Source organism: Arthrobacter sp. G.S.26 (assembly GCF_050847375.1).
GTDB lineage: Bacteria > Actinomycetota > Actinomycetes > Actinomycetales > Micrococcaceae > Arthrobacter.
In genome coordinates, this window is the sequence record NZ_CP193752.1 from 2,925,529 (window position 1) to 2,938,884 (window position 13,356).

Sequence of the window (13,356 nt, forward strand, 5' to 3'; positions counted from 1 at the left end):
CTCAGCGCAAGGGCACGATGTCCTCCACGCCCAGCCGGGCGGCGTCTGCGGATTCGTCGTCCGGCTGTTGCTGGCTGAGGCGTTCCGCTTCCACGCGGGCAATGTAGTTCCGGACTTCATTTTCGCGCTGAGCGTCGCTCCAGCCGAGGACGTCACCCATCAGTTTAGCGACAACGGGCACGGCAGACACACCGCGGTCCCACGCCTCGATGGAGATCCGGGTGCGCCGGGTCAGGACGTCATTGACGTGGCGGGCGCCTTCGTGGGTGGCGGCGTACACGGCCTCGGCCTGCAGGTAGTCGTCCGCGCCGGGCAGCGGTTCGGCCAGGTCGGGGTTCGCGGCGATGATGGCCAGGACCTCCGGGATCATGGCGCCGTACCGGTTGAGCAGGTGTTCGATCCGGGCCACGTGCACCCCGGATTCCTCAGCAGTCCGGTTGCGGCGGTTCCACGCGGCCTTGAAGCCACTGGCGCCCAGCAGCGGAATCGTCTCAGTGCAGCTTGGGGGCACGCGCTCGTCCATGGTGCGCGTGGCTTCGTCCACGGCATCCTTGGCCATCACCCGGTAGGTGGTCCATTTACCGCCGGCCACCACCACCAGGCCCGGGACCGGGTGCGCCACGACGTGTTCGCGGGAAAGCTTGGCGGTGGAGTCGTTCTCGCCGGCGAGGAGGGGCCGGAGCCCGGCGTACACGCCTTCCACGTCTTCCCGGGTCAGCGGCCGCTTCAGGACCTTGTTGACGTGTTCCAGGATGTAGTCGATGTCCTTGCTGGACGCCGCCGGGTGGGCCTTGTCGAGGTTCCAGTCCGTGTCCGTGGTGCCGATGATCCAGTGCCGGCCCCAGGGGATGACGAACAGCACGGACTTCTCCGTCCGCAGGATCAGGCCCACCGTGGATTGGAACCGGTCGCGGGGCACCACCAGGTGGATGCCCTTGGAGGCCCGGACCTTGAGCTGGCCACGGTCAGTGACCATGGCCTGGGTTTCGTCCGTCCACACACCGGTGGCGTTGATGACCTGCTTGGCGCGGATCTTGAACTGCGAGCCGTCCTCGTGGTTGACCACCTTGGCGCCCACCACCCGTTCGCCCTCGCGGACAAAGTCCACCACTGCCATCCGGTTGACGGCGTGGGCGCCGTAATGGGCAGCCGTGCGGATGAGGTTGGCGCAGTACTTCGCGTCGTCCACCTGTCCGTCGTAGTACCTGATGGAACCGACAAAGGCGTCGTCCTTCAGGCTGGGGGCTGCGCGCAGGGTGCCGCGCCGGCTGAGGTGTTTGTGGAACGGCACGCCGCGGTTGTGGCCGCTGGAAATGGACATCGCGTCGTAGAGGGCGATGCCCGCGCCGACGTAAGGCCGTTCGAAGAAAGGTTTGGTGAGGGGGTACAGGAAAGGCACGGGCCGGGCCAGGTGCGGTGCGAGGGTTGAAAGCAGCAGCCCGCGTTCCTGGAGCGCTTCCTTGACGAGGGCGAAGTCGAGCATCTCGAGGTAGCGCAGGCCGCCGTGGATGAGCTTCGATGACCGCGAGGAAGTGCCGGCGGCCCAGTCGTTGGCTTCAACGATTCCCACGCTCAGGCCGCGGGTGACGGCGTCAAGGGCGGCCCCTGTGCCCACGATTCCGCCGCCCACGATCAGGATGTCGAGTTCCCGGCCGGGTTCGGTGGTTGCCCGCAGCCGCTGGATGGATGCTTCCCTGGCTTCGGGGCCGAGCGCCCCGCCGTTTGCCGGACTACTCTTCATTGAACGCCTCCAGTGCCTCATGTGCCGTCTAAAGCCACACTACTTGCTCGCGGCAGACTTGGGCAGGCCGGTGGACGGCAGGCCGGTCAGCACAGGCCGGTCAGGGCAGGCGCGGCCCCGAACCGGCCTGGCGCGTCAGTTACCCGCGTACGGGGAGACGACGACGTCGACGCGCTGGAATTCCTTCAGGTCCGAGTAGCCGGTGGTAGCCATCGAACGGCGCAGGGCGCCGATGAGGTTGGACGTTCCGTTGGTGTGGTGGCCCGGGCCGAAGAGGACTTCCTCCAGGGGGCCCACGGTGCCCACGTTGGCCCGGTCGCCGCGGGGCAGTTCCAGGTGGTGGGCCTCCTGGCCCCAGTGCCAGCCCTTGCCCGGCGCTTCCTCGGCGCGTGCCAGCGCGCTGCCCAGCATCACGGCGTCGGCGCCCATGGCGATGGCCTTGACGATGTCACCTGAGGCGCCCATGCCGCCGTCGGCAATCACGTGCACGTAGCGGCCGCCGGACTCGTCCATGTAGTCGCGGCGGGCGGCTGCGACGTCGGAAATCGCCGACGCCATGGGCGCGTGGATGCCCAGGGCCCGGCGGGTGGTGGTGGTTGCGCCGCCGCCGAAGCCCACCAGCACGCCGGCCGCGCCGGTCCGCATGAGGTGCAGCGCAGGCGTGTAGCCTGCGGCGCCGCCCACAATCACGGGAACATCGAGTTCGTAGATGAACTGCTTGAGGTTCAGCGGCTCGTGGTCCTTGGACACGTGTTCGGCGGAGACGGTGGTGCCGCGGATGACAAAGATGTCGACGCCGGCGGCCAGGACCGTTTTGTAGTGCTCCTGGGTGCGCTGCGGGGTCAGGGACCCGGCCACGGTCACGCCGGCGTCACGCATTTCGGCGAGGCGGGAAGTAATCAATTCCGGCTGGATGGGTGCCCGGTAAAGATCCTGCATCCTGCAGGTCACTGCAGGGCTGTTGGTTTCATCCTGCAGTGCGCCGATCTCGTCCAGGACCGGCTGCGGGTCCTCGTATCGGGTCCAAAGGCCTTCGAGGTCCAGGACACCGAGCCCGCCCAGGCGGCCCAGCGCGATGGCCGTCTGCGGCGACATGGCGGAATCCATGGGCGCGGCGATGACCGGCATGCTGAACTGGTATGCATCGATCTGCCAGGAGACAGAGACGTCCTTGGGGTCGCGTGTGCGACGGTTGGGGACGATTGCAATGTCATCCAGGGAGTAGGCACGACGCCCACGCTTGCCACGGCCGATCTCGATCTCGTAAGTCACTGCTCTAGGTTATCCCAGCCGCCCCCCTGATCACGGACCAGCGCGGGGCCGGGGCGGAATCCGGGGCGGCCCGGAGGGGTGGCTACAGTGGATGGATGGGAAGCCGCTGGATTTTTGACGGGCACATCGCCGGAATCGGCACCACCTCCGGCCTGCGTGCGGTGGTGGGGATCTGGCAGGACTCGCCCTTCGGTGCGTTTGCCGACGTTATGGTCCAGGAACCGTCCGGCCACCGGCTGCTCCTGGCTCCCGCCGCACCCATCGCGGAGTTCATCGCCGCCACCTACAGTTTCGACGAGGTCACCGTGGTGGACGTTTCAGCCCGCCTGGCTGACGGGATCCTGACGGTCGACGCCGGTCCGCTGGCTGTCCGCGCGGGCGTGGGCGGCAGGACCTTCCTGGGGTCCGGGTTGCGGGCGCTGCCCCGGCGGCTGGCGGTGCACCCGTCCTGGCTGCGTGCGGTCAGTCCGCTGGCGGGCCTGGTGAGCCGTGGGTCGCGGACGTCCGGTTCGGCCGGCAGCGGCCGCTGGGAGTACTACGGGGTGAGCGACCTGCACCGCATCGACTCCGCTGCCGTGGCCTGGGACGGGGCCGACGCCGGGTCCCTGGCCGCTGTCCGGCCGGCTGTGACGTTTGGGTTCAGCAGTGTCCCGCCGCAGCCGAGCCTGGCCCGGGTCCGCACCACGGTGCAGGACGCTACGCCCCGCCGGCGTCCACGCCCGGGCGCACGCCGGTAGGGTCCGCCGGCAGGTCGGGCAGGTCCGGCAGGTCGGGCAGGTCTGGCTGGTCGCCAAGCTGCGATTCGAACATCCGGAAGTACCTGCCGCGGCGGGCCACAAGTTCCTTGTGGGTGCCCTGCTCCACCACCTGCCCGTCCTCCAGCATGTACACAATGTCCGCCTTCTCGATGGTGGCCAGGCGGTGGCTGATGGCGATGATGGTGCTGGCGCGCTCCGCGAACAGCCGGGTGAAGATCCGGTGCTCTGCCAGGGCGTCGATCGCCGAGGTGGGCTCGTCCATGATCATAAAAGCGGCGCGGCGGTAGAAGTTCCGGGCCATCGCCAGGCGCTGCCATTGCCCGCCGGAGAGCCCGCTCCCCTTCCGGCCGCGGGGATCCTCCATCCAGTTGCTGACGTGGTTGTTGAGCCCGTTGGGCAGCTTTTCGATGAAGTCCAGCGCCTCGGCTTCCGCAGCGGACGTCCTGATCCGGGCGTCGTCGCGGGGCTCCCCCACGTCGCCGAACCAGATGTTTTCCGCCGCGGTGGCGAACTCGTACTTCAGGAATTCCTGGCTGAGCACGGCCAGGTGCCGGTGCCAGGAGGTGACGTCGACGGCGGCGAGGTCAACGCCGTCGAGCATCACCTGCCCTGAATCGGGCCGGTACAGGCCCGCCAGGATCCGGATCAGCGTCGATTTTCCGGCGCCGTTCTCCCCCACGATCGCGATGTGCTGGCCTTCGCGGATGGTCAGGCTGATCCCCCGGATCACTTCGGTGTCACTTCCGGTATACGTAAAACGGATGTCCTTAAGCTCCACCACGGACGGGGCTCCCAGCAGCGGCGGGGCGTACTCCGAGTGCGCCGGCAGGGCCATAAACAGCTCGTAGTCCTTGAGGTTGGCCAGGTCCTCGTCGATGGAACTGAGGGATGACACCAGGTTGTTGGCCGTGGACAGCGCCCTGCTGACGATCTGCTGGACGTACAGGAACTGGCCCACGGGCTGCGCGCGGGCGATGATCTGCCCCACCACCCAGATCAGGGAAACCACCTCGGCCCCGTACTGGAGGGCGTCAGCTGCCAGCTGCTTGGGTATGTAGCGTCGCTGGAAGTCCAGGCGGCGGCGTTCGTCCGCGTCACGCAGGCGCGAGCGGAAGTCCATCAGGTACGTCACGATCCCGTAGAGGCGCATCTCGGCGATGTGCTGGGGGCGCAGCAGGTTCGTTTCGATCATGCGGCGCTGGCGGCGGGAATCGACCTGTGTGTTCCAGTGGGCAATCTGTTCGCGGGAGAGCTTGAACTGCAGGTACACGCTGGGCACGATGGCCACCAGGACAATCACGGCGATCCACCAGCTGACCAGCAGCAGCGCACCGATGGCCAGGAGCACGGAGACCAGCTGCGTGAAAATGGCGGCAATCCGGTCCAGGACGCGGGCGTAGGAATCGGAGAACCGCTTGGCCCTGTCGTACAGGTCCACCGTTTCCTTGTCATCGTAGCGCCAGAACTCCAGGGCCAGGAAGCGTTCGTACATCTGGTCGCCCACAATGGCGCCCACTTTGAAGCTCATCAGCTGCTGGATGTAGCGGTCAACGCTGTTGAACGCGCCCCAGAACAGGCCAAGGGCCGCGGTGATGACCACGTACACAATAGCCAGCTGGCCGGCGGCGGCGTCGCCGGCATACGCGGCCGCCAGGGCGGTGGTGGTCAGCGCCGCGTAGTAAGTGGTGACCAGGGGCAGCACGGCGGAGATCACGGAGCCTAGCACCTTCATGATCACTGCCCCGGGCGAGGCCCGGAAGCTGACCCGCAGGACCTGCGCAACGGCCCGGGCGTAAGGGCCCAGCGCCAGCCGCCGCTGCGGGTCCTTCCTGGGACTCAGTTCCTCCGGGTGGCGTGATGCGGGCATGCCTACAGCCTAGTTCCCGGCACGGAAACACACAGGCCACAGGGATTGCTCCCCGTGGCCTGTGTGGATGGTTTTTTGAACGTCAGCGTGAACCGTAGTTGGGCGCCTCGACGGTCATCTGGATGTCGTGCGGGTGCGATTCCTTCAGACCGGCCGCGGTGATCCGGACGAACTTGCCCCGGATCTTGAGCTCGGGGATGGTGGGGGCGCCGGTGTAGAACATGGTCTGGCGGAGGCCGCCCACCAGCTGGTACGCCACGGACGCCAGCGGGCCGCGGTAGGCCACCCGGCCTTCGATGCCCTCGGGGATGAGCTTGTCATCGCCGGAGACGTCGGCCTGGAAGTAGCGGTCCTTGGAGTAGGACGTGTTCTTTCCACGGGACTGCATGGCGCCCAGGGAGCCCATGCCGCGGTAGGACTTGAACTGTTTGCCGTTGACGAAGATCAGCTCGCCCGGGGACTCGTCGCAGCCAGCCAGCAGGGAGCCCAGCATCACGGTATCGGCACCGGCCACCAGGGCCTTGCCGATGTCGCCGGAGTACTGCAGGCCGCCGTCGGCGATCAGCGGCACGCCGGCCGGGATGGCCGCCTTCGCGGACTCGTGGATGGCGGTGATCTGCGGGACACCCACACCGGCCACCACGCGGGTGGTGCAGATGGACCCGGGGCCCACGCCCACTTTGATGCCGTCGGCGCCGGCGTCGATGAGTGCCTGCGCGCCCTCACGGGTGGCCGCCTGGCCGCCGATGATGTCCACGTGCGCGGCCACGGGATCGGACTTGAGCCGGCGGATCATGTCCAGCACACCCTGCGAGTGGCCGTTGGCGGTGTCCACAAACAAGGCGTCCACGCCGGCGTCAACCAGCGTCATGGCCCGCTCCCAGCCGTCGCCGAAGAAGCCGATGGCGGCACCGACCCGGAGGCGGCCTTCATCATCCTTGGTGGCCAGCGGGTACTGCTCCGCCTTGGTGAAGTCCTTGGTGGTGATCAGGCCCTTGAGCCGGCCCTGCTCATCCACCAGGGGCAGCTTTTCGATCTTGTTGGTGGCCAGCTTGTGCGAGGCCTCCTCGCGGCTGATCCCCACGTGGCCGGTGATTAGCGGCATCTTGGTCATGACGTCGCTGACCAGCCGCAGCGGAAAGTCGGCTTCCGGCACAAACCGGGTGTCGCGGTTGGTGACGATGCCGAGCAGCCGCATGCCCTCATCAACCACGGGCAGCCCGGAAACACGGTACTGGGAGCAGATCTCGTCCAGTTCCGCCAGTGTGGCCTCAGGGCCGATGGTCAGCGGGTTGGTGATCATTCCCGACTCGCTGCGCTTGACCCGGTCCACCTGGTCAGCCTGGTCCTGGATGGACAGGTTGCGGTGCACCACGCCCAGGCCGCCTTGGCGGGCCATGGCGATGGCCATCCGGGATTCGGTGACGGTGTCCATGGCTGCGGAGAGCAACGGGGTCTGCACCGTGATCCGTTTGGAGATCCGTGAGGAGGTGTCCGCCTCGGACGGGATGACGTCCGTGTGGCCCGGCAGGAGCAGCACGTCGTCGTAGGTCAAACCGATGAGGGCGAAGGGATTGTGTTCGGGCTCGGTCATGAGTGCGCCTCTTACCTTGGTTGCTTGGCGGGTAGGGGTTGCAGCCGATGACCAGCCCGTCATTACGGAACTGGCCTGTGCAGGAATTCCGCCGGGACGGCCGGGAAGGACGGCCGCCGGGAGGCAGAAAGTATTGAGTAAATATTAGAACCTCTGCGCTGATCCCCCTATTCCGGGCGCGCAATGTGAGCAACCGCACGCCCGGCGCCGGTTACGTCCAGCCGGTCGCCGCCAGCAGGCGCTGTTCGAACATGGGAACCATGCTTTCCACGTAGGTGCGGGTCAGGTGGTTGTCGTCCTTGTAGACATAGACGTTGCCCACCACGGCCGGGCAGACGCCCCGGGCGCAGATGAAATCGCTGAGATCCATCAGGTGCAGGCCCGCCACCTGCCCGCGGTAGGCCTCCAACGGCGACGGTTCCACCAGGGATTCGGCGAGCGAGGGGTTGCATTCAGGCGCGTCCGCGCCGTGGCGCTGGACGCATTCGGGCATATTGATGGTGAACCGGGGGTTGTCCCGGATGCCCAGGATCTCGATGCCGGCGTCCGCGAAAGGCCGGATTCCGTCCAGGTAGCCCGGCACCTCGGTTTCGAAGGGGGCCTCCTCATGGGTCAGGGAGGCAACCGTGAACACCGCGTCCGGCTGGTGTTCCAGGACGTAGGCGGCGCTGGCCCGGTTGTAGGCGTTGCATTCGGCGTTGCGGGTTTCGGATTCGGCCCCGAACCGGCAGGCCGGCATCAGGAGGGTGACCAGTTCCCAGCCGCGGGCTGCCGCCACGGGCGCCAGGGCTGCAAGGTACTGCTGGGCGTGGGAGTCGCCCAGCACCACAATCCGCTTGGTGGCCGGGACGTCCGGCGCTTCCTGCCGGCACCCCTCCAGGATGGGGTCGGCGGTGGCGTTTAATCCGCTGCAGGGGGTCTGGATGCCCGCCCAGTCGTTGTCCAGGGCGGACGGGCCGGGGATCAGCCGGGCCGGGGGCGCGGGGACGTCCTCCTGACCGGGGCGGAGGGCGGCAGCGCCGGGTGTCAGCTCCCGGGGTTGCGCCGCCGTCGCGCTTTCCTCAGCCGTAAGGCTGGTTTGCCACACGGCGACGGGTCCGGCCAGCAGGGCACCGCAGGCGACAATCACGACGGCGGTGCGCCAGGCGCGGAGCTTGGGCCAATGCCAGTCGCGCAGGGGCTTTTCGACAAACCTGGTGGTGAGGAAGGCCAGGACGATGGCGGCGCCCACGATCGCGAGGCCCTGCATCAGGTTGGGGGCTTCCACGCCCGTGGCGGCAAGCGCCAGCACCAGGACCGGCCAATGCCACAGGTAGAGCGCGTAGGAGTTGTCCCCCAGCGCAACGGCAGCCTTGCTGCTGAGGAGCCGGTCAACACCGAACCGGCTGCCGCTTTGGCCTGCCACCATGACGGCCGCGGCCGCCAGGGTGGGCCACAGCGCCACAAAGCCGGGAAAGGACCGGTCCACGGTGAGCAGCAGGCCGCAGGAAACCATGGCCGTGAGGCCGGCCCAGCCCAGCGCCACGCGCAGCCGGCGGCCCGGCTTGAGGTAAGGCAGGGCCAGCGCCAGCAGGGAACCGAGCGCGAATTCCCACAGCCTGGCGCGGGTATCGAAGTAGGCGTAGGCCTGGTTGGTGGCGGTTTGCTCCACCGAGTAGGCCAGCGAGACCACAAAGACTGCCCCAAACACCAGGGCAAGCAGCCCGCGGTAGCTGAACCGCGCGCCGGCCGGGGTCCGGCGCAGCACAGCCAGCAGGGCGGCGGTCCCGGCGAAGACCAGGGGCCAGAGAACAAACACCTGGCCCTGGATCGACAGGGACCAGAAATGCTGCAGCGGGCTGGCCCCGGCATGGTCCTGGGCGTAGTAGTCCACGGCGGTGTCCGCCAGCAGCCAGTTCTGGCGGTACAGCAGCGAGGCCCAGGCCTGGTCCAGGATCTCCGGCCAGCGGCTTTGCGGCAGGATCAGCCAGGTGCCCGCGAGGACCCCCAGGATAACCACGACGGCGGCGGGCAGCAGCCGCTTGAACAGGTGCAGCCAGTGCGTCAGGAGTCCGAACGGCCGGCCCGATTCTGCCTTGCGGACAAACGAGAGCGTGAGCAGGAAGGCGGAGATGAGCAGGAACACGTCCACCCCGCCCGAAACCCGCCCCAACCACACGTGGTAGGCCACCACCATCAGGACAGCCAGGGCCCGCAGGCCCTGGACTTCGGGCCGGTATCCCGGCCGCAGCTTTTTGGCGGCAGCAGGGGCGGCTGACAGCCCGGTGGCGGCGCCTGCCGTTGCGGCCGCCATCAGGGTTTCCATCCGGTCAAGGCGAGGAAATCCTTTTCGAAGTAGGGCGCCAGGGTCATGAGGTACGAGCGGGTGACATGGTTTTCGTCCTTGTACACAATGACGTTGCCGATGATGGCCGGGCAGACGTCCGCCACGCAGAAGTAGCGGGTGAGGTCGAGGAACCGGGTGTCGGGAAGCTGGGTATCAACGCCGTCAGTGGCCGCAACGGGCCCGAACGTATCCAGGACGCTGCCGTTGCAGGCCGCCGGGTCATCCGGGTGCGCGGCCAGGCAGTTTGGCACGTGGGGCATCCGGGGCGTCTCGCGGACACCAACCACCTCAATGCCGGCGTCGTTGAGCTTGCGCGCCTGCGCGAGCCAGGAATCCTCCAGCACTTCAGGTGTGCCGGGATCGGCAGAGGTCCTCGTGCTGATGGTGAGCACCAGGTCGGGTTTTATGTCGAGGACCTGTTCCATGGCCTCCTTGTTGAAGTCAAGGCACTCCGCGGTAATTTCGGGACCCGGCTCGTCGGTGAGGGGGCAGAACCCCTTGGTGATGGAGGTGACACGCCAGTTGTATCTCTCGGCCATCATCAGCACCGGCGTGTTCATGACATAGGCGTGGGAACTGCCGAGGATGACAATGTGCTTGGCCGCCCCCTCAACACCGTTGGTGCAGATGCTGGCGTTTTCACCGGCCCCGATGCAGGGTTCCGGAAATTCCGGCCACTCTTCGGCGATGGCCTCTACTTTGGGGACCGGCTCAGCTGCAGGGTCAGGCGTGAACTGGAAGCCGGGGCTGAGGGCGCGGGCACCCGGATAACGGGGGTCGTCCAATCCGATGGAAGTGATGGAGTTGGACTGGACGATCTGCTGCCGCCACAGGCCCAGCGGGGCCGCGGCCACCGCCACGGCGAGCAGGACCGCCAGGACAGCCCGGCGCTTGTTGACCTCGGGCCACCGCCATTCACGCCAGGGCTTCTCGATGAAGCGTGTGGTGAGGTAGGCCAGGCCCAGCGAGGTGAGGATGATGATGGTGCCGGCCAACCAGCCGGCGTGTTCCTTGCCGGTCCAGGCCAAGGAGATGACCAGGACGGGCCAGTGCCACAGGTACAGGGCGTAGGAGTTGTCGCCCAGCCGCACCAGGGGTTTCGAGGCGAGGAATCTGTCCACGCCGAACGGGCTGCCGGTCCTGCCCGCGGCGATCACCAGGGCGGCAGCCACCGTGGGCCACAGGGCGGCGACACCGGGGAAAGCGCCCTCGACGTCAAGGAGTATGCCGCAGGCCAGCATGGCAGCAATGCCCACCCAGCCCATCACAATGCGGTGCGCGGTCCGCAGCCTCAGCCCGGGGAGGATCAGGGCCACCAGTGTTCCCAGCGCGAACTCCCACAGGCGCGCGCCGGTGTCGAAATAGGCCTGGCCCTGGTTGGTGGCCGTGAAGACGATCGAGTAGATCAGGGAGACCAGGAAAATGCCGAAGAACACGTAGGCCAGCAGCGGCCGGTAGGACAACCGGTACCGCCGGGCGGCAAAGGCTGCCAGCACGAAGATGAGCGGCCACAGGATAAAAACCTGCCCCTGGATGGAGAGGGACCAGAAGTGCTGCAGCGGACCGGCCCCGCTGTGATCAGCGGCGTAGTAGTCCACGGCCTGCTTCTGCAGGAGCCAGTTCTCGAAGTAGAACATCGCAGCCCAGCCGTGGTCAATCAGGTCCAGCCAGCGGGTCCGGGGCAGCAGCAGGGCCGCGGCCGCGAGGGTGGCAACGATCACCGTGACCGCCGCGGGAAGCAGGCGGCGGAACAGGTGCAGCCAGTGTTTGAAAAGAGCCACCGGTTCGCGGCGGTCGTAGCGGCCGGTGAACTGGAGGGTCATCAGGAACGCGGAAATCAGCAGGAAAACGTCAACGCCGCCGGAGACGCGGCCAAACCAGACGTGGTACGTCACCACCATCAGGACAGCGAGCGAACGCAGGCCCTGGATCTCGGCGCGGAACGTGGATTTCCGCTTGCCGGCAGGCTTTTTGGGGTCCACACCGGGGGGCGACGCGGTTCTCGCAAACGACACGGGACGATCCTCCAGCGGTAGGCAAAGCATCAATTCTACCGGAGAGACGCCGAAGGCCGGCCCGGCAGACGCCGGACCGGCCTTCGGAAAGCGGATTCAGCCTAGTGGCTGTGACCCGCGTGCTCGTCTTCATCAGCGGGCTTCTCCACCACGAGGGTTTCGGTGGTGAGGACCAGCGCTGCGATGGAGGCAGCGTTGCGGAGGGCCGCACGGGTGACCTTGACCGGGTCGATGACACCGGCGCCGATCAGGTCCTCGTACTCGCCGGACTTGGCGTTGAAACCGTTGTTGGTTTCGAGCTCGGCAACCTTGGCCGTGACAACGTAACCGTCGAACCCGGCGTTCTGGGCGATCCAGCGCAGCGGCTGGACCAGTGCGCGGCGGACGATGCCAACAGCTGCTGCTGCGTCACCTTCGAGGGCCAGGACAGCGGAATCCTCGTCCAGGGCCTTCAACGCGTGGATCAGCGCGGAACCGCCGCCGGCCACGATGCCTTCTTCGAGGGCGGCGCGGGTGGACGACACAGCATCTTCGATGCGGTGCTTCTTTTCCTTCAGCTCAACCTCGGTGGCTGCGCCGACCTTGATCACGCCGATGCCGCCGGCCAGCTTGGCCAGGCGTTCCTGGAGCTTTTCCTTGTCCCAGTCGGAGTCGGTGCGGGTCAGCTCGGCGCGCAGCTGGGCAACCCGGGCTGCTACGTCTTCTGCCGAACCGGCGCCGTCAACGATGGTGGTGTTGTCCTTGGTGACCGTGATGCGGCGGGCAGTGCCCAGCACCTCAAGGCCAACCGTGTCCAGGCTCAGGCCCAGCTCCGGGGAAACAACCTGCGCACCGGTGAGGGTGGCGATGTCCTGGAGCATGGCCTTGCGGCGGTCGCCGAAGCCCGGAGCCTTGACGGCAACCACGTTCAGGGTGCCGCGGATGCGGTTGACGATCAGGGTGGAGAGGGCTTCGCCGTCAACGTCCTCAGCAATGATGAAGAGCGGCTTGGAGCTCTGCAGCGCCTTTTCCAGCAGCGGCAGGAAGTCCTGCACCGAGGAGATCTTGCCCTGGTTGATCAGGATCAGGGCGTCTTCGAGGACAGCTTCCTGGCGTTCCGCGTCGGTGACGAAGTACGGGGACAGGTAGCCCTTGTCGAACTGCATGCCTTCGGTGAGGACCAGTTCGGTCTGCGTGGTGGAGGACTCCTCGATGGTGATCACACCATCCTTGCCGACCTTGCCGAATGCTTCGGCGAGCAGTTCGCCGATCTCATCGCTCTGGGCCGAGATGGCTGCAACGTTGGCAACCTGGGTGCCTTCAACCGGGCGGGCGTTCTCGAGCAGGCGGGCGGCGACGGCTTCAACGGAAACCTCGATGCCGCGCTTGATCTGGCCGGGAGCGGCGCCGGCGGCAACGTTGCGCAGGCCTTCCTTGACCAGTGCCTGGGCCAGGACCGTAGCCGTGGTGGTGCCGTCGCCGGCAACGTCGTTGGTCTTGGTGGCGACTTCCTTGGCCAGCTGCGCGCCAAGGTTTTCGTACGGGTCATCCAGTTCGACTTCACGGGCGATGGTCACGCCGTCGTTGGTGATGGTCGGAGCACCCCACTTCTTGTCCAGGACGACGTTGCGGCCGCGGGGGCCGAGCGTCACCTTGACCGTGTTGGCGAGCTTGTCGATGCCGGCTTCGAGCGACCGGCGGGCAGCGTCGTTAAACGCAAGCTGCTTTGCCATGGTTTTGTCCTTTCAAGACAGAAACCCCGCGCGGCTGACCAGCTAAGAGCATGACCAGCAGCGCGGGGATC

8 protein-coding genes are annotated in these 13,356 nt (G+C 67.0%); 1 reads left to right on the plus strand and 7 read right to left on the minus strand.

Translation table 11 applies throughout. The annotated features are described in order from the left end of the window. Position 1 precedes the first annotated feature (1 nt). Together ACRB8A_RS13370 and ACRB8A_RS13375 are read right to left on the minus strand one after the other, a co-directional pair. Positions 2 to 1,741, minus strand: coding sequence for a glycerol-3-phosphate dehydrogenase/oxidase (locus tag ACRB8A_RS13370; RefSeq protein WP_050685804.1), 1,740 nt, complete (start codon positions 1,739 to 1,741; stop codon positions 2 to 4). A gap of 135 nt (positions 1,742 to 1,876) precedes the next feature. Beyond that, positions 1,877 to 3,013, minus strand: coding sequence for a GuaB3 family IMP dehydrogenase-related protein (locus ACRB8A_RS13375; RefSeq protein ID WP_050685802.1), 1,137 nt, complete (start codon positions 3,011 to 3,013; stop codon positions 1,877 to 1,879). Between the two features lie 95 nt (positions 3,014 to 3,108). On the opposite strand from ACRB8A_RS13375, the gene ACRB8A_RS13380 reads away from it, so the two are divergent. After that, positions 3,109 to 3,750: a hypothetical protein gene (locus ACRB8A_RS13380; RefSeq protein ID WP_050685800.1), complete on the plus strand. Its 642-nt coding sequence runs from the start codon at positions 3,109 to 3,111 to the stop codon at positions 3,748 to 3,750. Here ACRB8A_RS13380 and ACRB8A_RS13385 read toward each other — a convergent pair. The 5 genes from ACRB8A_RS13385 to groL form a co-directional block, all read right to left on the minus strand. Beyond that, positions 3,710 to 5,638 carry an ABC transporter ATP-binding protein gene (locus tag ACRB8A_RS13385; protein WP_432244856.1) on the minus strand — a complete coding sequence of 643 codons (1,929 nt, stop codon included), beginning with the start codon at positions 5,636 to 5,638 and terminating at the stop codon, positions 3,710 to 3,712. The genes ACRB8A_RS13380 and ACRB8A_RS13385 overlap by 41 nt on opposite strands. Before the next feature lie 82 nt (positions 5,639 to 5,720). Further along, positions 5,721 to 7,232 carry an IMP dehydrogenase gene (gene guaB / locus ACRB8A_RS13390; RefSeq protein ID WP_050685796.1) on the minus strand — a complete coding sequence of 504 codons (1,512 nt, stop codon included), beginning with the start codon at positions 7,230 to 7,232 and terminating at the stop codon, positions 5,721 to 5,723. Between the two features lie 211 nt (positions 7,233 to 7,443). Next, positions 7,444 to 9,525 (minus strand): acyltransferase family protein, encoded by a 2,082-nt coding sequence (locus ACRB8A_RS13395; RefSeq protein ID WP_432244857.1) that lies wholly within the window; start codon positions 9,523 to 9,525, stop codon positions 7,444 to 7,446. Further along, entirely contained in the window at positions 9,525 to 11,573 is a 2,049-nt protein-coding gene (locus ACRB8A_RS13400) for an acyltransferase family protein (RefSeq protein ID WP_432244858.1), read from the minus strand. The genes ACRB8A_RS13395 and ACRB8A_RS13400 overlap by 1 nt, the downstream gene beginning before the upstream one ends. 101 nt (positions 11,574 to 11,674) lie before the next feature. Next, on the minus strand, positions 11,675 to 13,285 hold the full coding sequence (gene groL / locus ACRB8A_RS13405) for a chaperonin GroEL (protein WP_050685790.1): 1,611 nt from the start codon (positions 13,283 to 13,285) through the stop codon (positions 11,675 to 11,677). Positions 13,286 to 13,356 lie beyond the last annotated feature (71 nt).